The 21,795-nt window shown below is 24.4% G+C and carries 27 protein-coding genes and 1 pseudogene; 9 read left to right on the top strand and 19 right to left on the bottom strand.

From position 1 onward, the window contains the following. The first annotated feature begins 19 nt into the window (after nucleotides 1-19). Both MSROBK_RS12490 and MSROBK_RS12485 read left to right on the top strand, forming a co-directional pair. Nucleotides 20-472, top strand: a complete 453-nt coding sequence (locus MSROBK_RS12490; RefSeq protein ID WP_040092446.1) for an IS5 family transposase — start codon at nucleotides 20-22, stop codon at nucleotides 470-472. Further along, nucleotides 457-855 (top strand): transposase family protein, encoded by a 399-nt coding sequence (locus tag MSROBK_RS12485; RefSeq protein WP_242441474.1) that lies wholly within the window; start codon nucleotides 457-459, stop codon nucleotides 853-855. The genes MSROBK_RS12490 and MSROBK_RS12485 overlap by 16 nt, the downstream gene beginning before the upstream one ends. Nucleotides 856-1,183: 328 nt before the next feature. Here MSROBK_RS12485 and MSROBK_RS00310 read toward each other — a convergent pair whose 3' ends face one another. Beyond that, nucleotides 1,184-1,351 (bottom strand): DDE-type integrase/transposase/recombinase, encoded by a 168-nt coding sequence (locus MSROBK_RS00310; protein WP_133165033.1) that lies wholly within the window; start codon nucleotides 1,349-1,351, stop codon nucleotides 1,184-1,186. 101 nt (nucleotides 1,352-1,452) lie between these two features. Between MSROBK_RS00310 and MSROBK_RS12480 the strand changes: the two genes are divergently transcribed. Continuing rightward, nucleotides 1,453-1,905: an IS5 family transposase gene (locus tag MSROBK_RS12480; protein WP_040092446.1), complete on the top strand. Its 453-nt coding sequence runs from the start codon at nucleotides 1,453-1,455 to the stop codon at nucleotides 1,903-1,905. Continuing rightward, nucleotides 1,890-2,288 carry a transposase family protein gene (locus tag MSROBK_RS12475; RefSeq protein ID WP_242441474.1) on the top strand — a complete coding sequence of 133 codons (399 nt, stop codon included), beginning with the start codon at nucleotides 1,890-1,892 and terminating at the stop codon, nucleotides 2,286-2,288. Before MSROBK_RS12480 ends, MSROBK_RS12475 begins: the two co-directional genes overlap by 16 nt. 85 nt (nucleotides 2,289-2,373) lie before the next feature. Here the strand turns inward: MSROBK_RS12475 and MSROBK_RS00300 are convergent, their stop codons facing one another. Together MSROBK_RS00300 and MSROBK_RS00295 are read right to left on the bottom strand one after the other, a co-directional pair. Further along, nucleotides 2,374-2,562, bottom strand: coding sequence for a hypothetical protein (locus MSROBK_RS00300; RefSeq protein ID WP_040092475.1), 189 nt, complete (start codon nucleotides 2,560-2,562; stop codon nucleotides 2,374-2,376). 15 nt (nucleotides 2,563-2,577) lie between these two features. Continuing rightward, on the bottom strand, nucleotides 2,578-3,039 hold the full coding sequence (locus MSROBK_RS00295) for a hypothetical protein (RefSeq protein WP_040092473.1): 462 nt from the start codon (nucleotides 3,037-3,039) through the stop codon (nucleotides 2,578-2,580). 341 nt (nucleotides 3,040-3,380) lie between these two features. Between MSROBK_RS00295 and MSROBK_RS00290 the strand changes: the two genes are divergently transcribed. Next, nucleotides 3,381-4,385 carry a hypothetical protein gene (locus MSROBK_RS00290; protein ID WP_040092472.1) on the top strand — a complete coding sequence of 335 codons (1,005 nt, stop codon included), beginning with the start codon at nucleotides 3,381-3,383 and terminating at the stop codon, nucleotides 4,383-4,385. A 19-nt stretch (nucleotides 4,386-4,404) separates the two neighbouring features. Next, nucleotides 4,405-4,923 (top strand): lipoprotein, encoded by a 519-nt coding sequence (locus MSROBK_RS00285; protein WP_040092470.1) that lies wholly within the window; start codon nucleotides 4,405-4,407, stop codon nucleotides 4,921-4,923. A gap of 27 nt (nucleotides 4,924-4,950) precedes the next feature. Here MSROBK_RS00285 and MSROBK_RS00280 read toward each other — a convergent pair whose 3' ends face one another. From MSROBK_RS00280 to MSROBK_RS00265, 4 genes are read right to left on the bottom strand one after another with little or no spacing between them, the layout of a single operon-like run. Beyond that, a complete protein-coding gene (locus MSROBK_RS00280; protein ID WP_040092469.1) occupies nucleotides 4,951-8,166 on the bottom strand; it encodes a hypothetical protein in 3,216 nt (1,071 codons plus the stop codon). A 3-nt stretch (nucleotides 8,167-8,169) separates the two neighbouring features. After that, the gene (locus tag MSROBK_RS00275) at nucleotides 8,170-9,561 is read right to left on the bottom strand and encodes a hypothetical protein (protein WP_040092468.1); all 1,392 of its coding nucleotides are present in this window, start codon (nucleotides 9,559-9,561) and stop codon (nucleotides 8,170-8,172) included. Continuing rightward, nucleotides 9,554-9,832 carry a hypothetical protein gene (locus MSROBK_RS00270; protein WP_040092467.1) on the bottom strand — a complete coding sequence of 93 codons (279 nt, stop codon included), beginning with the start codon at nucleotides 9,830-9,832 and terminating at the stop codon, nucleotides 9,554-9,556. The genes MSROBK_RS00275 and MSROBK_RS00270 overlap by 8 nt, the downstream gene beginning before the upstream one ends. Then, on the bottom strand, nucleotides 9,832-10,713 hold the full coding sequence (locus MSROBK_RS00265; protein ID WP_040092465.1) for a PBSX family phage terminase large subunit: 882 nt from the start codon (nucleotides 10,711-10,713) through the stop codon (nucleotides 9,832-9,834). The genes MSROBK_RS00270 and MSROBK_RS00265 overlap by 1 nt, the downstream gene beginning before the upstream one ends. 77 nt (nucleotides 10,714-10,790) lie before the next feature. On the opposite strand from MSROBK_RS00265, the gene MSROBK_RS12470 reads away from it, so the two are divergent. Together MSROBK_RS12470 and MSROBK_RS12465 are read left to right on the top strand one after the other, a co-directional pair. Then, nucleotides 10,791-10,982 carry a DDE transposase family protein gene (locus MSROBK_RS12470; RefSeq protein WP_040092463.1) on the top strand — a complete coding sequence of 64 codons (192 nt, stop codon included), beginning with the start codon at nucleotides 10,791-10,793 and terminating at the stop codon, nucleotides 10,980-10,982. A gap of 200 nt (nucleotides 10,983-11,182) precedes the next feature. After that, nucleotides 11,183-11,626: pseudogene (locus tag MSROBK_RS12465) on the top strand (transposase family protein); the annotation flags it as partial. Nucleotides 11,627-11,711: 85 nt separating this feature from the next. Here MSROBK_RS12465 and MSROBK_RS00255 read toward each other — a convergent pair. Continuing rightward, a complete protein-coding gene (locus MSROBK_RS00255) occupies nucleotides 11,712-12,362 on the bottom strand; it encodes a phage terminase large subunit (RefSeq protein WP_040092462.1) in 651 nt (216 codons plus the stop codon). After that, nucleotides 12,355-12,753: a hypothetical protein gene (locus tag MSROBK_RS00250; RefSeq protein WP_040092461.1), complete on the bottom strand. Its 399-nt coding sequence runs from the start codon at nucleotides 12,751-12,753 to the stop codon at nucleotides 12,355-12,357. The genes MSROBK_RS00255 and MSROBK_RS00250 overlap by 8 nt, the downstream gene beginning before the upstream one ends. 250 nt (nucleotides 12,754-13,003) lie before the next feature. Here MSROBK_RS00250 and MSROBK_RS00245 point away from each other — a divergent pair, with 250 nt between their 5' ends. Beyond that, nucleotides 13,004-14,347: an Mbov_0401 family ICE element transposase-like protein gene (locus MSROBK_RS00245; protein ID WP_084217920.1), complete on the top strand. Its 1,344-nt coding sequence runs from the start codon at nucleotides 13,004-13,006 to the stop codon at nucleotides 14,345-14,347. Between the two features lie 139 nt (nucleotides 14,348-14,486). Here the strand turns inward: MSROBK_RS00245 and MSROBK_RS00240 are convergent, their stop codons facing one another. The 10 genes from MSROBK_RS00240 to MSROBK_RS11990 form a co-directional block, all read right to left on the bottom strand. After that, nucleotides 14,487-15,122: a hypothetical protein gene (locus MSROBK_RS00240; protein ID WP_040092459.1), complete on the bottom strand. Its 636-nt coding sequence runs from the start codon at nucleotides 15,120-15,122 to the stop codon at nucleotides 14,487-14,489. 105 nt (nucleotides 15,123-15,227) lie between these two features. Then, nucleotides 15,228-15,491 (bottom strand): hypothetical protein, encoded by a 264-nt coding sequence (locus MSROBK_RS00235; protein ID WP_040092458.1) that lies wholly within the window; start codon nucleotides 15,489-15,491, stop codon nucleotides 15,228-15,230. Nucleotides 15,492-15,508: 17 nt separating this feature from the next. Then, nucleotides 15,509-15,967, bottom strand: coding sequence for a hypothetical protein (locus MSROBK_RS00230; RefSeq protein WP_040092457.1), 459 nt, complete (start codon nucleotides 15,965-15,967; stop codon nucleotides 15,509-15,511). 12 nt (nucleotides 15,968-15,979) lie between these two features. Beyond that, on the bottom strand, nucleotides 15,980-16,378 hold the full coding sequence (locus tag MSROBK_RS00225) for a hypothetical protein (protein ID WP_040092456.1): 399 nt from the start codon (nucleotides 16,376-16,378) through the stop codon (nucleotides 15,980-15,982). Beyond that, nucleotides 16,359-16,850, bottom strand: coding sequence for a hypothetical protein (locus MSROBK_RS00220; protein WP_040092455.1), 492 nt, complete (start codon nucleotides 16,848-16,850; stop codon nucleotides 16,359-16,361). The genes MSROBK_RS00225 and MSROBK_RS00220 overlap by 20 nt, the downstream gene beginning before the upstream one ends. Beyond that, complete coding sequence (locus MSROBK_RS00215; protein ID WP_040092454.1) at nucleotides 16,805-17,089, bottom strand: hypothetical protein; 285 nt, start codon at nucleotides 17,087-17,089, stop codon at nucleotides 16,805-16,807. Before MSROBK_RS00215 ends, MSROBK_RS00220 begins: the two co-directional genes overlap by 46 nt. Before the next feature lie 1,035 nt (nucleotides 17,090-18,124). Further along, entirely contained in the window at nucleotides 18,125-18,523 is a 399-nt protein-coding gene (locus tag MSROBK_RS12460) for a transposase family protein (protein WP_242441474.1), read from the bottom strand. Further along, nucleotides 18,508-18,960, bottom strand: a complete 453-nt coding sequence (locus MSROBK_RS12455; protein ID WP_040092446.1) for an IS5 family transposase — start codon at nucleotides 18,958-18,960, stop codon at nucleotides 18,508-18,510. Before MSROBK_RS12455 ends, MSROBK_RS12460 begins: the two co-directional genes overlap by 16 nt. 202 nt (nucleotides 18,961-19,162) lie before the next feature. Beyond that, complete coding sequence (locus tag MSROBK_RS11995) at nucleotides 19,163-21,238, bottom strand: cation-translocating P-type ATPase (RefSeq protein ID WP_258267023.1); 2,076 nt, start codon at nucleotides 21,236-21,238, stop codon at nucleotides 19,163-19,165. Between the two features lies 1 nt (nucleotide 21,239). Beyond that, on the bottom strand, nucleotides 21,240-21,707 hold the full coding sequence (locus MSROBK_RS11990; RefSeq protein ID WP_258267022.1) for an HAD-IC family P-type ATPase: 468 nt from the start codon (nucleotides 21,705-21,707) through the stop codon (nucleotides 21,240-21,242). Nucleotides 21,708-21,795: the final 88 nt, after the last annotated feature.

Below are 21,795 nucleotides of genomic sequence, written 5' to 3'. Positions count from 1 at the left end.
TTTATGAGGACATAAAAATATGAACAATAATAAATTTAATACTCTTAATGATAGAGAATGGTTAAGATTAACAGGAATAAAAAAATCCACTTTTAATAAAATGTTAGATATTTTAAAAGTTGCTGAAATAGAAAAATTTAAAAAAGGTGGTAAAACTAATAAATTATCATTAGAAAATAGATTATTGATGACTTTATTATATTGACGAGAATATCAGACTTATTTTCATCTTGGTAAAAGTTTTGATATTAGTGAGGCTAATTGTTATCGTAATATTAAGTGAATTGAAGATATTTTAATTAAAAACTCTGATTTTCAACAACTTGCTGGTAAAAAAGCACTAATAAATGATTATTTTAATGATAAAACTATTATTATTGATGCTACCGAAACTCCAATCCAACGCCCAAAAAAAGACAAAAACAATCTTATTCTGGTAAAAAGAAAAAACACACGATCAAAACACAAGTAATTATCGAACAAGAAACCAAAAAAATTATTGCAACAAGTTTTTCGCTCGGAAAAAAACATGATTATGCTTTATTTAAAGAATCAAAAATCCCAATTTTAAAAAATACCAAATTAATAGTTGATAGTGGTTATCAAGGAATACAAAAAAATCACAATAATGTTCTAATACCTACAAAGAAAACAAAGAAAAACCCTTTAAACAAAGAACAAAAGCAATATAATAGACTAGTTTCAAAAATGAGAATTATTATTGAAAATATTTTTGCTATTCTTAAAAAATTTAAAATTATTACAGAAAAATATCGTAATCGAAGAAAAAGATTTGGTTTAAGATTTAATTTAATTGCCTCAATTTATAATTTACAATTATTATATTTAACATAAAATATTTATTTAAAATTAAATAATTTAAATAATAAATTAATTTTTCGTTGTGGAAAAATATTAAATTTTTAAATAAAAAACATAATTAATTAAAATTATATTTTTCTATTAGTATCTTTTTTACAAATATTTGCAATTTTTTAACAAGTAATGCAAGAAGTCTATTAAAATATTAGTTTAATTTACAAAAACTTTTTTAAAATATTGCTTTGATGTAAAATATCGCAAACACGGTCTAATTGTAGTATTTAATATATCTAAAACAGATTTTAATTTACTACGAATATTAATTAACGGTTCAGTTTGGTCAAATCAACGCCTTAAATCCCTATTTTATCCGTTCAACTAATGCTTTTTGTTTTGGTTTACCAGGGTCACAAAAATAGACTCTTATTTTAAAATGTTTTTCTATTGTTTTTCATTTATAAAATTCTTTTCCTCTATCTGTTAAAATACAACTAAATTTACTAATACCAATTTGTTTAATCATTTTCATTAAAACCATTAATACAATACTTGCTTTTTTAGTAGACCTCTTGCGATACCCTTTTTTATTAAAATATTATTATAAAATATAATTTATGAGGACATAAAAATATGAACAATAATAAATTTAATACTCTTAATGATAGAGAATGGTTAAGATTAACAGGAATAAAAAAATCCACTTTTAATAAAATGTTAGATATTTTAAAAGTTGCTGAAATAGAAAAATTTAAAAAAGGTGGTAAAACTAATAAATTATCATTAGAAAATAGATTATTGATGACTTTATTATATTGACGAGAATATCAGACTTATTTTCATCTTGGTAAAAGTTTTGATATTAGTGAGGCTAATTGTTATCGTAATATTAAGTGAATTGAAGATATTTTAATTAAAAACTCTGATTTTCAACAACTTGCTGGTAAAAAAGCACTAATAAATGATTATTTTAATGATAAAACTATTATTATTGATGCTACCGAAACTCCAATCCAACGCCCAAAAAAAGACAAAAACAATCTTATTCTGGTAAAAAGAAAAAACACACGATCAAAACACAAGTAATTATCGAACAAGAAACCAAAAAAATTATTGCAACAAGTTTTTCGCTCGGAAAAAAACATGATTATGCTTTATTTAAAGAATCAAAAATCCCAATTTTAAAAAATACCAAATTAATAGTTGATAGTGGTTATCAAGGAATACAAAAAAATCACAATAATGTTCTAATACCTACAAAGAAAACAAAGAAAAACCCTTTAAACAAAGAACAAAAGCAATATAATAGACTAGTTTCAAAAATGAGAATTATTATTGAAAATATTTTTGCTATTCTTAAAAAATTTAAAATTATTACAGAAAAATATCGTAATCGAAGAAAAAGATTTGGTTTAAGATTTAATTTAATTGCCTCAATTTATAATTTACAATTATTATATTTAACATAAAATATTTATTTAAAATTAAATAATTTAAATAATAAATTAATTTTTCGTTGTGGAAAAATATTAAATTTTTAAATAAAAAACATAATTAATTAAAATTATATTTTTCTATTAGTATCTTTTTTACAAATATTTGCAATTTTTTAACAAGTAATGCAAGAAGTCTATTATATAAAGGTCCACGCAATAAAGCATTAACCATATCAACATAGGCTTTTTGACCTGTTGTATTACCTTGTAATGTAAAAGGTACTTGTGGCAAATTAATTGTTGCCATAATTTTCACTCCTTATTATCTAAGTTTTTTAAGTGTATAATCAGTTAATTTTTTAATTTCATCAGGAGTATATGCTCCTTTTTCTTTAATAGTTTCAATTTCATCATTTTTATTTTCAGTTGATTTTTCAATCATATCTTTAATTAAATTAGTTGGCGAAACTGCTTGTTGTTCTTGCGCAAACAAATCAGGTTTTAATTCTTTTAAAGTTTGCATTTTTTCAGATAAAGAACTACCACTAACTTTATTTAAATTAGTTTTAATATCTTCAATTTTAGTAGCTGGAACATCTTTAAATGCTTTTAATTCATCTAATTCATTAGCAATTTTTAAATACTCTTCTTTTGAAATAGTATCTTTTCGTTTTTGTATACCTTCAATAATTTGTTTTGTTTCATTATGAAATTCATTTAAAATACTATCTGCGATTTCTTCACTTAAACCTTGTTCTATTAATTGTTCTTTTGTAAGTGCCATTTTATAAACCTCTCTTTTTTTATTCTTGTTCGAATAACAAGTCAGCATAAGTCTTTTTAAGGCGGAAAGCATAAACCGTAAATTACTTTTTTGTTAAAAGGATAAACCGTTAATTTAATTATATACTAATATTTTACTAATACAATACTTTTTGTATATTATAAATAAACTTAATATATTTGATTACTAATTTAGTCCTTAAAACGGGTAATAAGCATTATTTTTAAGAATAAAATTATTACATAATTCATAATTTTGCTTGCATATATATACTGAAGGTAAATCTTGATAAAGAATTTCAATAAATAGTTTCAAGATAAGAAAAGGAGAAAAAACACGTAATGAAAAAATTACTTAGTTTATTAAGCGTATTAGCAATTAGCGGAAGTGCAGTACCAACAACAATTGCCGCCAGCCCTTATCAAAAAAAACAAAGTATAAGAGTAAAAAGACAAACACAAAGTCCTATTTTTAAAACTAATGGAGCTGACATTCCAACAGAACAACAAATCAAAGATAAATTAATTAATAAATATCCACACATAGCGGCTGAACAAATTAAAGTCAAAAATATTACTAGTAATTATGTAAATATTACTATAGATGGATTTTCTGGAGAAACAACACTTACTTTTATAGTTGATAAATCTATACCTTTAAACAATGTTATTGCAAACCATAATTTAGGAGAAATAGATTTTTCAAAATTAGTTAATAGTTATGAAGAACAAATTAAGTTTAGATTATTAGAATTAAACCCACAATTAGACACAACAAAAATTAATGTTACAAGTATTACAACAAGTAATGCTAAAGTTAGTTCAAATGATATAAATATTTATAATGGTGAATTAAATATTAAATATAGTAGACCAGTAAAATCAATCATTAGAAACATTGAATTAGGTTCAATTAGAACTAGTGGTTTAAATTTACCAACAGAACAACAAATTAAAGATAAATTAAAAGAAAAAAATACAGATTTAAAAAATAATATAAATGATTTTGAAGTTAAAAATATAACTTCTACATATGCAAAAATAAGTTTTAATAGAAAAGATATTTTAAGTGGTGAAGTAGTTGTTAATTTTACATCTAATATTAATTTAAATAAAATTATTAAAAATAATAATTTAGGTGAATTTAAAACTGAAAATTTATCTAATCCAACAAAAGAACAAATTAAAAATAAACTAAAAGAAATGTATACCGACTTAGATATTACAAAAATCAACGTTGAGAATATTAGTAACAGTAGCGCAAAAATCATTTCCGCTGATGAAAATGTTTATACTAATAATGTAAATGTTAACTATACTGTTTCAATAGATTCACTTAATTGATAATAAAATAGGAAATAATCAAATGAAAAAAATATTAAGCCTTTTAGGAACAATCACTTTAATTGGAACAAGTACAACAAGTTTAGTTGCTTGTAATACAACACAAAAATATACACCTGAAGAATTAGCAAAAATAAAACAAGAAAACAAAATTAAAACAAACAACCAAGAAATTAGAGATAATTTAGAATGAATAGCACCACAAGAAAAACCATTTAATAAAGTTGATAACAAATGATATTATGTGGTTTGAAAAGGTAAAACACAATGATATATAACAAATTTTTTAAATAATGAAAAAATAAATGAACGTGGCAAAAAAATCTTAAAAGAAGAAGAAGGATATGAAATTGGTTTATATCGTTATAGTTTAAATTATGAAGTTGATTTGTTTAATTATGAGCCATCTAAAATGACAAACTGACCTTGAAGAATAGACAAAGGAACTCATTTTAAATCTGTTTATCGTTGAAATTTAACTACAACAGAACCAAAATTAGTTATTGATAATGATGGTAATGTGAAAGTTAAAGGAGAATAAAAAAGAGATATTAAATCTCTTTTTCTTTTATCTTGGTGTAAATGTAATTTTAACAGGATTATTACTATTATTTATCATATTTAAAACACCTAAGGCATTTACATCTATTGTTATATCTTTATCATTACCTCATGAAGTATTATTTGTTAAACAATATCCTAATAATTTAGCAAGTAATACTTTTGAAAATCTAATTTTTAATTTCATATCATTTGTATAATATGCTTGTAAATATGTTTCTGTAATTTTATTATTATCATTATCAGATAATTTTGTTATTTGAAGTAAAAAGTTAATATCTCAGTTTCTTCATGAAATAGTATATTCACTTTGATAATTTCCACTAGATAATCCATTAGTATATGCAGTCACATATATTGTTTCAGTATCATTTACTTTTATATTCTCTGTATACAAAGTTTTTGTACTTTCAAAATTAACATTATCTTTTTGTGGCAATCCCTTTTTGTGTAAAGTTGCATCAGATAGTGGTCCAAAATTATATTCACAAGTAGAATAACCTCCTAAAATATTAACATTTCTATCACGAATAAAATGTTTTATATCAGGTTCAATACAACTAACTTGTAAATTGTCAAGATTACTTATTTCAATTGTTTTATAAGAATCTTGAAATTTACTTATACTTTGAATTGTTGGGTCAATTTGTCTTAAATCAATTTCTATTTCATAATATCCTTTATATTCTGTTGTATTATCAAATAAATTAATAAAACTTTTAGGATTATTTGAGTGTTTACATTGTGATGGTGCTGTAATTTTAGTTTTTAATGCTTGTACTGTGTTAGCATCTCAGATATCTTTTGTATAAGGTTTATAGTTATATGGTACTGGTGGCAAGACATATTCTGGGTAATTAAATGTTGGTATTTCATAGTCATGTGGTAATAAGAAACTAGTTTTATAATTAGTTGTCATATCGCGTAAATAATTATTTAATGTACTTTTTGTTTTTCCACGAAAACTTCATACTGATAATTTTAAGTAATCTTCTTCATTGTTAGTATATGGGTTATCAGCATAAAAGATAATTTCAAAATTACCTTTATATAATGCTTGGATTGAAAACATATCAATAATATAGCTACAATTTGTTCCATCAGGTGTTTGTAAAAATTCGCAATTATTATCTTTTTCACTATCACTAACTGGTGTTTGTAAATCTACTGCTCTTACTAATTCATTAATTAAATATATACGATTAGTTTTAGGATTTAATTGTTTTAAATTATATGTTGAATAAACTGTTCTTGTATCTAGTTCTCCATTAACATGTAAAACATCACCTAATACTTTATCAGTTAATAAAGTTGTAAAACCTAAACTAGTAGCATTTGCTCCAAAGATAGCACCAACTTTGTCGTTTCCTTGTTCTCTAAATATTTCAAATGGTAAATAACCTTTACCTTTTGATTTTTCAGACCAAAAGGCATCATTATAAAAACTATAAATATTAGCACTCATAAAACCATTAAGTCATTGAAAATTAGGTCAAGTTTTTTCATCTTGGTTAATTACTCATCCTCAGGGAATACCGAATGAAATAAAGTTTAAGAATTTACCAACTCCTCCTGGTATCGTAAAAGGATTAAATACTAATTTTTGTGTATAGTTTAAAGGCAATACTGTAATTTGGCGATTAATAAAATTATTCATATTTAAAATATCTCATATATTACATGCACCCATTTTATTATATTCAATTTGAACTTGACCAACAGTATTACCAAATTCATCTTTTCTTCTAAAATATGATGACGCTTGTGTACTAATAATATTATCAACATTACCACTATTTACTTTTACTTTATTTGGTGGTGTTATTTTTCAACTTTTAGACCAATAAAATTTAGAATCATTATCTTCTTTATGAATATTTCTACCAACAGTAGAATTAGATGCTGATGTTGTTGCAGGATCAGTTATTACAATACCTTCACTATTTTTTTGATTTCAAAAGTTGTATCTACTTTCCATATCTTTTTTTCAATCTTCATAACCCGTTATCATTGTTGGTTGTATCCCTTGAACATTATATCAACTTACTTCGGGTGATGAATAAGTATTGATTTTATCAGGAGGAGCAGGATACATATTATACATTAATAAATCACGGGAATTCATAACTTTTTTATTAAATTGACCTTTAATAATTGGTCGACCAATAACAGGCATATCAAAAAAGATCGGATTACCATAAAATTTAACTGCCATTGCTCTAACACCGGGGTCTTTTAATAAAACTTCATCTAATTCAACAATACCTTTATTTAGTTTTTCATCATAAGTTATTTTAGGAAAACAATATCCTTCGCCCGGGGCACTAGTTTGAATAAATTGTCGTACTGATAAACCACTATTACTAATTTTGTCATTAATACTTGAAAAAGTAATTTCTTGTCATAAGAAACTGCCATCATAAGGTGAATAATAATTAATAACATTTGATGGATATAATCATTGTCTATCTTGGGGAGCAGAATTAATATCACCACCACCAATATTTAATCCACGGTCATTAAATACAGTATAAAAATTATAATAATCATTAATATTTAATTTATCAGCATCTTCATCTAAAATTAATAAAGTATATTGTCTTTCAGTTGATTGCTGAGTAAATACTTGCTCAAATTTGGCTTCACCAAATTGAATTGAACTTCTATCATCAATCATATAAGCATCTCAATATTTACCAACCCTAACTTCTTTTGTATAAAAATTATCAGCTCTATTATCATTATTCATAAAATAACTTAATTTATATTGATTTAAGTATTCTAACATTTTATTAACATCATAAATGTTTTCACCATCAATTAATTTTCAATAATAATTAATATTTTCACCTTTTAATTTTATCGCAAAAGGTGTTTCATTATTGGTTCATATTGTTGAGTCAACTGGTTGTTTATTAAAATCATCAATCGTTAATATATTAATTTCTTCACCTTTATATTTTTGAACTATTTTTAAACTATCTTGTCATTGAGCAATAGTACTTTCCATATTATCAAATATGCGTGAATAACTACCATAATCACTAGGCTTTGCATTATTAGGTTTTCACCCAGTTTCTGTATCAGGGATATATGAACTATAAACATTAAAAGGAAATACAATTCAATGGCGATTATCTTTTATGTTTTCTCTGATATCTATTAAAGTATCGTGGGCTTGTCTTCTTAATTCTTCCATAACACGGGGGTTAATTCTACTCATTTTTTAATTCTCCTTAATTTCTGTTCTACCTTGTAAGGCATTTTGATTATTACCAGTTTCATCATATTCCATTAATTTATTATTATGTTCTATTTCTTTGGCTTGCATTTTATCTTGTCATTTTTCTATTTTTTCAAAATATTTAGTTGCTTCTAATTCATCAATATTATCATATTCAGTTATAGCTCTTATGGGTTCCATTGTGCCATTATCTAATCTAGCAGTAATTAATTCATTTTGTCGCATTTGGTCAACTAAACTAGCGCTAATAAAATCAAATCCATAAGGTCTTTCACCATTTCCATCTCATAAACCATAATATTTTAAAACTGTATCAAACATTTTAGTATAGTATTGCTTACGATATGCTTGTAAATATGCTTGTTTTTCTAAATCTTTTGTTTTAGTTAATAATGACTGTGTTTTATTTTGGTCATTATCTGATTTATCACCAAAAGGACTAGAAAAATGACATGCTAAGTATACTTGTTCAATAATTCCTTTTTGGTCTTCTGTATATGTTTCTAAGGTTGGTGTACCTTGTACTACTTGTAAAGATTGGGATAATTGACCATCTACGGCTGATTGACCTGATTGAATAAAAATATCATCAAAAGCGTCTTGTAATACTTTTTTATTGCCTTTGTTATAAGCAGTCATTAAATCATCATCTAACACCCCATATCAATGAGTACGATTTGCTCATCTTTCTTTTGATTTAATATTAAAACTATCTTCTAAATCAAATTGTAATTTATAACAATTCGCCATAGTAGGCCATAGGCTTAATGTTGTTGAAGTTGATAAAAATAATGGATTAGGTTCATTAATCATTTCTCAAAAAGGGACAATACCTAATTTATTTTTAAATTCTTGTATTAATACAGGTCTTACATTATCTTTAATTTCTGTTTTGCTTTGCCCAACAACTACTTCATTATTTTTAGGTCAACCTTTAATAACTATTTTATCTTTGGTACAAATTAAATTTAAAATAAAACCACTATCTGATTGATGATAATTTAATCAAATATCAGCACCTTGTTCAATTTCATTTATTTTACTTACTCGTGATGTAAAGTTAAAAGGGTTAATTCATAAATCAATATTGCCGTCATTAGTCTCTAATAAACCAAAGATAGTTTTACCCATTAAACTTGCTGTTAATTCATTCTTATCTAATTTTTCTTTTATTTTATAAGTTTCATATCATCAATTTAATTTTTCTAAAATGTCTTTACGATGAGACTTAAATAAAATATCTTTACCATTTACTAGTCGCATTTGATGGCGAGCAATAATATTTGCTAAATTAATAGTTCAATCATAATTATAAAATTTTAAAACACTATTAATATCATTTAAGTTTGGTAAACTAGGGAAAGTATTATTCATTGTTATTTTTCTCCTTTAATTTTAAGATAAGTGCATAATTAATAATATTTACTGTTAATAAATTTGGTTCATTTGCTAAAACTTGTACACATACTTTAACTTTTTGATATTTCTTAATATATTCGTTATATAAATTTAATTTACATATTGCGATATTATCTTTTTTTAATTCTTTACAAAGTCTTTTTTTAACTTGTCCACAAACAGACATATAAGGTCTTTTTGCATTTATTACACGCTCATCATGTATTACATAAATATCTTTTTTCATTAAGTTAATCACTCCCTTTGTTGTCATAATTTATAATCTGCTGAACTATTATGTTTAACCATTGGTACTAATTCAAAGTGTAAAGCATAAAAATCACTATCAAATGTATCATCATATAAATCTAACATTCGTTCTTCTCTGGCATCTGGTTTATCTTCTCATTGAATTAATTCATATTGGGTTTTACTTACAGGACATTTTTCTCATAATCATTTTAATTGATTAGTATTAATTAACATTGTAATTGCCTCAATACGATGCTTTATTTTAAACTTCTGCTTTTGTGCTGGTTTAAAATTCATGTATTGACCAAAAGTATAATTATATTTTTCTCTATTTAAACTTTCTAATGTTGCATAGGCACTATCATCAACATTAATTGATATACCTTGCTGAATTAAATGAAAATATTGATTTAATTGATTGTTGTAAAATTCTAAAATATCTTTTACTTGTTCTAATGGTCCTTTAAATTGTTGAGTAGCATTTGAGTGTGTATATTCTGCTACTTTATATGCTTTTTTATCAAATGAATTATATATTCAAAAACTCGCTGCTGTTGTATGTCCTTTGGGACTAGTAGAGTTTGCTAAATCAACACCACCTAATAATTTCGTTGGTTGAATAATATCTGTTGCTTGCATAATATCAATATATCTTGCAAAGATTGAACCACTAGTATTACCGGGCAATCCTCAACTTCATACTCTTGCTCTTTCAATATCTAATTGTTCTAATCTTAATTGTTCATTAACTTTATCTTGTGGTAATTCATAATTAAGTCTTCAACTAGAATAATGAATAATAATCTTCATATTTCATTTTTCAATATATTTAATTTGTTCATATTTACTACGCATTATTTGTTCATCAAAAGGCATTAATTCATTAGACTTCTTGCGATACCCTTTTTTATTAAAATATTATTATAAAATATAATTTATGAGGACATAAAAATATGAACAATAATAAATTTAATACTCTTAATGATAGAGAATGGTTAAGATTAACAGGAATAAAAAAATCCACTTTTAATAAAATGTTAGATATTTTAAAAGTTGCTGAAATAGAAAAATTTAAAAAAGGTGGTAAAACTAATAAACTATCATTAGAAAATAGATTATTGATGACTTTATTATATTGACGATAATATCAGACTTATTTTCATCTTGGTAAAAGTTTTGATATTAGTGAGGCTAATTGTTATCGTAATATTAAGTGAATTGAAGATATTTTAATTAAAAACTCTGATTTTCAACAACTTGCTGGTAAAAAAGCACTAATAAATGATTATTTTAATGATAAAACTATTATTATTGATGCTACCGAAACTCCAATCCAACGCCCAAAAAAAGACAAAAACAATCTTATTCTGGTAAAAAGAAAAAACACACGATCAAAACACAAGTAATTATCGAACAAGAAACCAAAAAAATTATTGCAACAAGTTTTTCGCTCGGAAAAAAACATGATTATGCTTTATTTAAAGAATCAAAAATCCCAATTTTAAAAAATACCAAATTAATAGTTGATAGTGGTTATCAAGGAATACAAAAAAATCACAATAATGTTCTAATACCTACAAAGAAAACAAAGAAAAACCCTTTAAACAAAGAACAAAAGCAATATAATAGACTAGTTTCAAAAATGAGAATTATTATTGAAAATATTTTTGCTATTCTTAAAAAATTTAAAATTATTACAGAAAAATATCGTAATCGAAGAAAAAGATTTGGTTTAAGATTTAATTTAATTGCCTCAATTTATAATTTACAATTATTATATTTAACATAAAATATTTATTTAAAATTAAATAATTTAAATAATAAATTAATTTTTCGTTGTGGAAAAATATTAAATTTTTAAATAAAAAACATAATTAATTAAAATTATATTTTTCTATTAGTATCTTTTTTACAAATATTTGCAATTTTTTAACAAGTAATGCAAGAAGTCTATTACAATAACCAACAATATATCTTTTTAAACTCTCAGGATTACATGTATTAATTGTTATTTTATTTTGATAACCACGAATAGCAAACTCTAAATCACTTAAATCTTTTTGTTGAAATTGGTCACATTCTTCTCTTCAATCAATAACTAATTTATATTTATTCAAATCAGCAAAAGCTTTTAATTTTTCTTTCCGACTTGGTGAATGTAAACCTTTACAATATATTTTGCTCCCATTTGATAAAGTAAAAGTAAAATTAGATAAATTAATAGTATAAGGAATATTATTTTCATCTAACATATTTCATATATTTTGAAATACACTATCTTTTAAATCTTTACTCCAATACATACTAGCAATGATACAAATTGGTTCTTTAATCAATAAACTAATTTTTAATAATTCACCAAACATTTTAATATTTGAAATAGTTTTACCACTATATCGTGTTCCAATTTGATTAATTTCATTAACTAACTCATATTTCTTAGCAAAGGGATATTTATTACCAACATTACTATTTTGTAATAACCAATAAGGTGTTTCTAACAAATAAGTAAAATGATTAAGCATTATTATCACTTTCTTTTTTAATATCTCTAATATCCGTTTGTAAATTAACAATTATTGGCTGTTGATTATTTAAGTTTAATTCTTGTTCTAACTGTTTTTCTTGCAGTGAATATTTATAATTAAATGCTCGTTGTCAATATAATTTAGCACCATCAGGTGATTTCATCATAAAATTAATTATTTCACTTTCAATTCTATCAACTTGTTTTTCAAGCAAAGGAACTATCTTTTCGCTCGCATAAGTATCATATCTTCACTTGCGAGAAAGATTGAATTCATTGGTTAAATCATTCAAAGTATATGGTTTATTAGGTGATTTATTTTCTCAAAATTGCTCTATTTTACGATAAAAAGTCGCCAAACTTGCTGTTTTTGGATTAAATTCTTTCATTTTTACTCCTTTTATATGGTTAAATATAAGTAGAGAAAAACATGTACAGAAGAACTTGACAGTGTTCTTTTTTTATTATCTATATTTTACATCAAAATAAAAAAAAGTAAATTACTTTACTTTTTTCAGTTAAATTAATTTGCTAATAATTAACACTTAAATTATAACATAATAAATAAAAAATAATATCTTTTTTTGCATTTTTATTATTTTTGTGTTAATGTGTAGAACTAAGGAAAGAGGGTAAAAAATGATGAATGTTGATAACAATTTTTTTAATAATTTTATTAATTTATTATATATACAGAGTATTGAAATTATTCAACAAAGTTCAGAAGATTATGATGAATGAATTTTTAAAAATTACAAAATTGATAAAACTTTAAAAGAATTTAAAGATTATAAAGTAAAAGATAAAATTGAAAGAACATTAGTAATTTTAAATGGAAAAATAACTTTTAAAAGAAGAAGATATTATAAAATTAATCCAGAAACAGGTAAAGAAGAATATATTTTTCCTTTGGATAAACTTTTAGGAATTGAAAAATGACAAAGAATAGATAATTCTGTTAAAGAAAAAATATTATCATTTATTACTGAGAACAAAAGATATAAAGATATTTTAGATACTATGGAGCATGTAAAAATTAGTTTAATGACAGTATCTAATATTATGAAAAATGCAAAAACTGACGAAGAATATTACTTTAATAAAAGTAATAAAAAAATAGATATTCCACACACTTTATATATTCAAATGGATGGGACTTATTTGAAAATGTTAGATTCAACAAAGCAAGGAAGAAAAAAGATAAAAAAACATACGATAGCATGTACTGTACATACTGGGTATGATGAAGAAAAATATACTGTAAAAAGACCTGTAATCGCAAATAAATTAGGTGTTTTTGAAATGGATAATATTCCAGATTATCTTAAAAAAGAAGCAAATTTAAAACCAGTTCTTATAAAATTATTTACTTTAATTGAAACTCATTTCAAATTGACACCTAATATTGAAATTATGATTTTAGGTGATGGTGCATTATGGATTAAAAATACTAAAAATTTTATGCGTCAATATTTTCCTAAAAATAAAATTCACTATACAATAGATAAATTTCATCTTACAAGTAGATTTAAAAAACTATATCCATATCAAAGTAAAAACAAAGAAAATAGAGAAATATATCATAAAGCAGTTGATAATTTTTATAATGGTAAATATGAGGGATTATTACAGTGTTTAGAAGATAGTAAATCTTTTATAAGCGATGCTAAATTAATTTTTTTGAATAAAACTATTAGATTAATTAAAAATAATAAAGAAGGAATTGAAAACCAAACACTATGGAATAATATTGGTTGTGATATTGAAGGTGATATTTCTCATTATTGAAAAGGCACTATAATTAAAAAAGCTATTTATAGTGAAAAAACTATTAGAAATAAATTAAATGCTAGTATGATGGGATTAAAAAATAAAATTAATTTATTTAATACTAATGAACAATTGTTAGAAGAAAATAAATTTAATTATTCAGTTAATAATTTTGTAAATAATAATTTACAAAAAAACTTATATTTTTATTAGTTTTATCTAAGAAATTAAATAACTTTAATAAAAATGTATTTTTTTTGTGAAAAAATTTAAAAAAATAGAAAAATATATTGACAATAAAATTAAAAGTAATACAATCTAAATAAGTAAGTGGTATATTATTCCACAATTTCTAAGATATTAATTTAAGACCCCAAAATAATTTATACGACCTAATTTTATTAATTTTACTAATATTAATTTTTGCAACGATATGTTTAATAATTCCTTTGGATTCAACTACTGCTCCACCTAAATATAAAACTCTTTCCATAATCAAAATATTACCCATTCCAGTACCTAACGCAGCAGCACCAACTCTTAACGGAGTATGGTCTTTTTTGCGTAAAATAAGGGGGTCATATTTTTTGCTAAATTTAAAGGCAATTGCATTAACTCCATTTGATAATAATTCAATTGTTCCTTCTGAACCATCTTTATTAATAATTGGTAATTTTTTAGGAACCATATAGTATGTTGTTCCTTCAACAGTTTTCATTGCTCCACTCGTTTCAATTATGCTATTTATTTGGTCGTTTGCTCCAAGTTGTAACTGTAATTTATTACGAATTCCACGAATAAAATCAGCCGAACCTAATACAACTGTTTCTGATGGGGTAAAGCCGTTTTCATATATTTTATCCATAATTTCATCGTGGATTTGTAAAGCATTTGTATCATCTGCTTTTTGTCCTTGAATAGTTGTAACTGTTCCTTTATTAATAATTTCTAAAATTTTATTGCGTTTATAAGCAACCTCAGTATCCATTGCTTGCTCAATATCGGCAGCCCAAAGATTAGGATTAAAATCACTTTCTACGGGGTCTAATTTACGAGCAAAAGTTAAAATTGTATCTAATTCAACAATTCCATCTTAAAATTCCACTGTTGAATATTTTAGTAGGTTATCATCAGTATTAAATACTTGACCGTTTGCTCCTAGACCTTCATTGTATTTAATATTTTTCTTTCTTTTATATGTTAAACCAAACTTATTTGCTTCTTTTCATGCAAATAAAGCTTCTCAACTAAATTTTTGTTGATAAGTTTGTAAATATCATTGTTCAAATGTTTCTCGGTCTCTTTTTGTTGCTTGATTAGCAATATCTCCGAAAATTCTTTGTGGGTTTTGTGCCATAATTTACTTCCTTCTTTCTATTTATTAAATACATTGTCTGTATCTAAAATATTGTTTTCTTTGTTTTCTACTTTTGGTACGCCACCAGTATTAACTGTTTGTACCTTAATTAATTCATCATAAACACTTTGTAAGTGTGCTTTAATAACTTCAATATCATCATTAATATCATAAGATTTTAGTAAGACATTTTTAAATTCGTCATTATCAGTTAAAAAATTATTGAAGTTATTAATTTCAATTTGTTTTAATTGAAGTGTTTGTTGTTCTAATTGTGAAATTAATTCATTATTTTTTGTTTGTAGTTCGTTGATTTGTTGATTGCTATTCTCTAAATTACCTGTATTAAATTCATTAATTTCTTCAGAATTTTCTAAAATAACTTCTACCGTTTTAATATCAAAACTATCATCTTCATTTTTAATTGGTTTATCATGTTCATCAATAAGAACATATTTTACATTTTTTAATGCCATGTTTTTTCCTCCTTATTTTTTAATATTTTTGTTTGTTCTTTTTCTAATTGCTTTTTGTATAATTTCAAAACTATCTACTCTAAAAGATAAAAAATAGCGTTTAGTTTTTATATTTAACTGATTAAATACTGAGCCTTTAATTTTTATCTCATCATCTTTTTTTAATTTCAAAAACTCAGTTAAAATAGATGGGTTATATATTGATAATGTTGAGTAATTTAATCCGTCTCATTGACATTTAGCCGAACAAGCATCAACTTCAACACCACCAGCAACCAGTGCCTTAATTTTAGTTTTAATCGGATTTTCATGTAATCTAACAGTTAATTCTAATTTATTAACTTTTTTATTTTTTATTTTAGGTTTATTAGTTATTGATTTTTTAGGTAAATTACTTTTTGCTTGTGCCATTTTTATCAACTCCTTTTGTTATAAAATATTGTAAATGTTTCCAAGCATCGTGTTCGTGTTCTGTCATTTTAATATTTCCTTTATAAAAATAATTTTTCTTAATAACTGGTGATTGTAAAACATAATTTAAATTAAATAGATATTTGCATAAAACTTTTAAACCACCAATGAATTTAGGAGTAGATAATGGGTTTTTTATTTTTAAACCTTTATGAAGTTGATAATCTTCAATTATTACAATAACTTTATTTAAATAAGAACAAATTTTATTTTTAAACTCATTTAATATTAAATACATATTATTTATTGCTTCTTCTTCATTTTTGGAATTAAAAGTAATATTATTAATTATTTTCTTTTGCAAAACATTATAAATAATAATACCAGTTTGTCCAATTCCAGCAGGGTCAATTGCAATAATATATTTTAATTTATTTGTTTTATTTTTTTGTCAATTTGTAATATTTTTCATCCATCTGATGCTAAATCTAAAATATCGTTAATTTTATAATATTGCATATAAGAAGCAATAACATCTCACTTGTCTTTAAATAAATTTAAGTACATTTTGGCTCATTCTAAACATTGCAAATCATAATGATTTTTATGATGTGAAATACGACAATTAACAGGCTGACAATTAGCTCATTCAAAAGATGTTGTTATTTCATTTCAAGTTTTATTAATATACAAACTTTTATATTCTGTCATTTATCTATACTCCTTAATTCTTTTTATTTGTTGCTCAAATTTCATCATTAATATCATTTACCGTTACTGGATAAGCTCGTATCATTAATTCTTGTAATTTATTTTTAATTTTTTTATTTCATTTTTTCATAAAATATTTTCCTTTCTGTAAAAAAACATAATATTCCTTTATTGGTTAATATTTTGATATTTAGTAAATAATTTATTTTAGTATTTAATTACTTCGCCGCCCGCTTCACTTTGAAGGTGAGCGGGGGCGGTAGGATATTTTAATAGAGTTTTACCCCCACGGAAATAAACAAAAAAAACAGTTTACCCAGTTATTAATTACGCTTCATCCATCCCTAGACAACTTTATATAAAGAAAATAACCTTTTGGAGCTCCAACCCTCTTGTTTTTTTAATGTCCAATATTGTTTTTTTCAGTTTAACAACACTCTTTTTATGAAAACAAGCCAAAAAACACGCGCTCTGACATTTCGCAAGTGATTAATCTTGCCGAGAATTAAAGAAATAAATAGGAGAGTAAATCCAATCGCTTTCACACTTTCTTTAAGGCTTCGTGCCATAGATGAGTTATCCATCTTTAAGCATCAAAATATTAAGTTTTAGATTGCATTATTCATCAGATAGTACCTTTATTAAAAATGATATTATTAGTTGTTAAACCGAAAAAATATAATAAATCACAGAAAGGAAATTATAAAAATTAACTAGTTTGTAGGGCAAAATAGGTTAATTTTTAATTTTAAAGATACTATCTGATGAATAATGCAAATAAAAAAATCGCTCTAATAAGCGATTAATTTAATTTGTATTTAATTACTTTATTTATATTTTTTATAAAACCTCAACTTTTTTCTTACTACCATTAACTTCTTGCATTACTTGTTAAAAAATTGCAAATATTTGTAAAAAAGATACTAATAGAAAAATATAATTTTAATTAATTATGTTTTTTATTTAAAAATTTAATATTTTTCCACAACGAAAAATTAATTTATTATTTAAATTATTTAATTTTAAATAAATATTTTATGTTAAATATAATAATTGTAAATTATAAATTGAGGCAATTAAATTAAATCTTAAACCAAATCTTTTTCTTCGATTACGATATTTTTCTGTAATAATTTTAAATTTTTTAAGAATAGCAAAAATATTTTCAATAATAATTCTCATTTTTGAAACTAGTCTATTATATTGCTTTTGTTCTTTGTTTAAAGGGTTTTTCTTTGTTTTCTTTGTGGGTATTAGAACATTATTGTGATTTTTTTGTATTCCTTGATAACCACTATCAACTATTAATTTGGTATTTTTTAAAATTGGGATTTTTGATTCTTTAAATAAAGCATAATCATGTTTTTTTCCGAGCGAAAAACTTGTTGCAATAATTTTTTTGGTTTCTTGTTCGATAATTACTTGTGTTTTGATCGTGTGTTTTTTCTTTTTACCAGAATAAGATTGTTTTTGTCTTTTTTTGGGCGTTGGATTGGAGTTTCGGTAGCATCAATAATAATAGTTTTATCATTAAAATAATCATTTATTAGTGCTTTTTTACCAGCAAGTTGTTGAAAATCAGAGTTTTTAATTAAAATATCTTCAATTCACTTAATATTACGATAACAATTAGCCTCACTAATATCAAAACTTTTACCAAGATGAAAATAAGTCTGATATTCTCGTCAATATAATAAAGTCATCAATAATCTATTTTCTAATGATAATTTATTAGTTTTACCACCTTTTTTAAATTTTTCTATTTCAGCAACTTTTAAAATATCTAACATTTTATTAAAAGTGGATTTTTTTATTCCTGTTAATCTTAACCATTCTCTATCATTAAGAGTATTAAATTTATTATTGTTCATATTTTTATGTCCTCATAAATTATATTTTATAATAATATTTTAATAAAAAGGGGTATCGCAAGAAGTCTAATAAAAGTTATCCGAGTAGGATGACACAGTAGCTATTGGAGTGGTTAGCTCTCACTTTTTTATTTTTAACCACATACATTATAAACATTATTTTTTGCATTCACAAGTATTATTTAGTTAAACCCAACTATTTTTATGGTCCAATTAATTTGCGAATAGCATCATAAGCCAATAATAACAATAATGGTACACCCATCATCCTCAACGATATAATTGACATTTGTCATGATAATAATGGCGATGTTTCAAAATTATTTTCATTAGCTGTTGATAAGAAGATTAAATTTAACCCTGGAGTATATATTATTAAAAAGTTTAATGTTAAAGCAATTAATGATGCTCCTAATAAATAATAATTAGTTGGTTCCATTTTATGATGTGCTTTAATCTGATAGTTTGGTAATTGGATTGCAAAAGCAAAAATAACTGGGGCACAAGCCATTACTAAAATTGTTGCAATTTTAGCATCTTCAACATTATTAAAAACTTCTTTTCCAATAAAAAATGTTGCAATAACAGTTCCCGCTGTAACAAATGCTAAATATAAAATCGTTATTAAACTATTAGTAAAAAAGGATTCTTTTTTATTCCGTGGTTTATCTAACATTAAACGATTATCATTATCTCCTAAACCAATTGGAATTGCCATTAGTGTTTCAACAACCAAGTTAAATCATAAAATGTTAACCGAATCAAATGGTTTGATTTGCGTCGAAACAGAAATAATAATAAAGGCCAGAACATTAGCTAACTGTGCTGCACAAACAAACGCAATTACCCGTTTGATTTTATGATAAACATTTCTTCCTTCTTCAACACCACGAATAATGGTTGAAAAATTATCATCTTGCAAAATAATATTTGCTGCCTCTTTTGAAACATCAGTTCCTGTAATTCCCATTGCCACCCCAATATCAGCTTTACTTAAACTTGGTGCATCATTAACCCCGTCACCCGTCATTGACACAACATAATTCATTGATTGTAAACATTCAACAATTCTTGTTTTATGATCAGGATTAACTCTTGCAAAAACCGAAACATCTTTAAATTTTTCTTGTAATTCTTTATTATTCATACTATCAATTTGATGACCAGAAATAACATTTGCTTCAGAAGTTACTAAATTCAAATCTTTTGCAATCGCCAAGGCTGTTGCCTTATGATCTCCTGTAATCATAATTACTCTAATGCCAGCTTCATGTGCTTTTTTAACTGCCTCAACCGCTTCTGGACGAGGCGGGTCAATCATCCCAACAGCACCCAAGAAGATTAAATCAGTTTCAATTTCTTTTTTATCATACTCTTTAAACGCAAAAGCTAATACTCGTAACGCTTGACTTAATAATTCTAAAGCTTTTTGTTGTAATTCTTCTTTCATTGCTGTTGTTAAAGGAATAATTTTATTATTTAAATAAATTTTATGACAATGTTTTAATAATTGATCAAGTGCCCCCTTGGTATAAACAAATTCTTGTTTATTAATTTGATTAACAGTTGACATTAATTTTCGATCAGAATCAAATGGAACTTCTAAAGTTCGAACATATTGCTCACGATATTTAACTTCACTAATTGTAAATCTTCTTGTAAAATCAATTAAAGCAATTTCAGTTGGATCACCAATTCGTTCTTTTTTTTGATTAATAGCATCATTACATAATGTTAAACAATTAATAAAATGAAAGGCTGCTCGATTGTCTGTTTCAAACTGAAAGTCACTTTCTTTCATCGTTTCATTATTAAAAATTACTTCCTTAACTGTCATTTTGTTTTGGGTTAAAGTTCCGGTTTTATCTGAACAAATGACATTCACAGACCCCAATGTTTCAACAGCATCTAATTTTTTAACAATAACATTAACACGAGCCATTCGTTTCACCGATAATGATAAGATTACTGACACAATAACAATTAATGACTCTGGAATAACAGCAATAGCAATTGTAACAGATGTCATTAAATTGATTGGTCAACTATTTTCATCCGTCAAGAGGAAGAACACAAAGACAAAAATCGCTAATAAAACAGCAAAAATACTTACTATTTTTGTTAATTTTGTTAATCGTATTTGTAAAGGTGTTTTTTCTTGTTTTGCTGAAATCACTCCTGCAGCAATTTTACCAATTTCACTATTAACAGCATCAGCATTAGCAACAACAATCCCAACTGCTCTCCCGTTTGTAATAAAAGTTGACATAAAAGCCATATTAGTTTGATCAGCTAAAACTAATTTTTCTTTTTTTTAAAATATGACTATTTTTTTCAACCGGAACTGATTCACCTGTTAAAGCGGCTTCATCAATAAACAAATTATTTGCTTCTAAGATACGAATATCAGCAGGAATATATTTTCCCGCTTCTAAAACAACAATGTCACCAACAACCAACTCATTAGCTGGGACCTCAATGATGTCACCATCCCGTTTTACAACAGCAAGTGGAATTGTCATTTTCTTTAATGATTCTAATGATTTTTTTGCTTTAACTTGTTCAATTGTTTGAATAAAAGCATTTAACAAAACAATACATAAAATTACAATAAAATCAATCACATGAATTTTATTATTAACAACTTTTTCAATCACAACCGAAGCAACAACAGCAATTATCAAAATAATTGACAAAGGATCTAATAATGAATATAAAAAAATTAAGCTTCAATAGACTTCTTGCATTACTTGTTAAAAAATTGCAAATATTTGTAAAAAAGATACTAATAGAAAAATATAATTTTAATTAATTATGTTTTTTATTTAAAAATTT

Origin of the sequence: Spiroplasma poulsonii, assembly GCF_009866525.1 — a bacterium.
Lineage (GTDB): Bacteria > Bacillota_I > Bacilli_A > Mycoplasmatales > Mycoplasmataceae > Spiroplasma > Spiroplasma poulsonii.
This window is presented reverse-complemented; position numbering and strand designations above follow the sequence as displayed.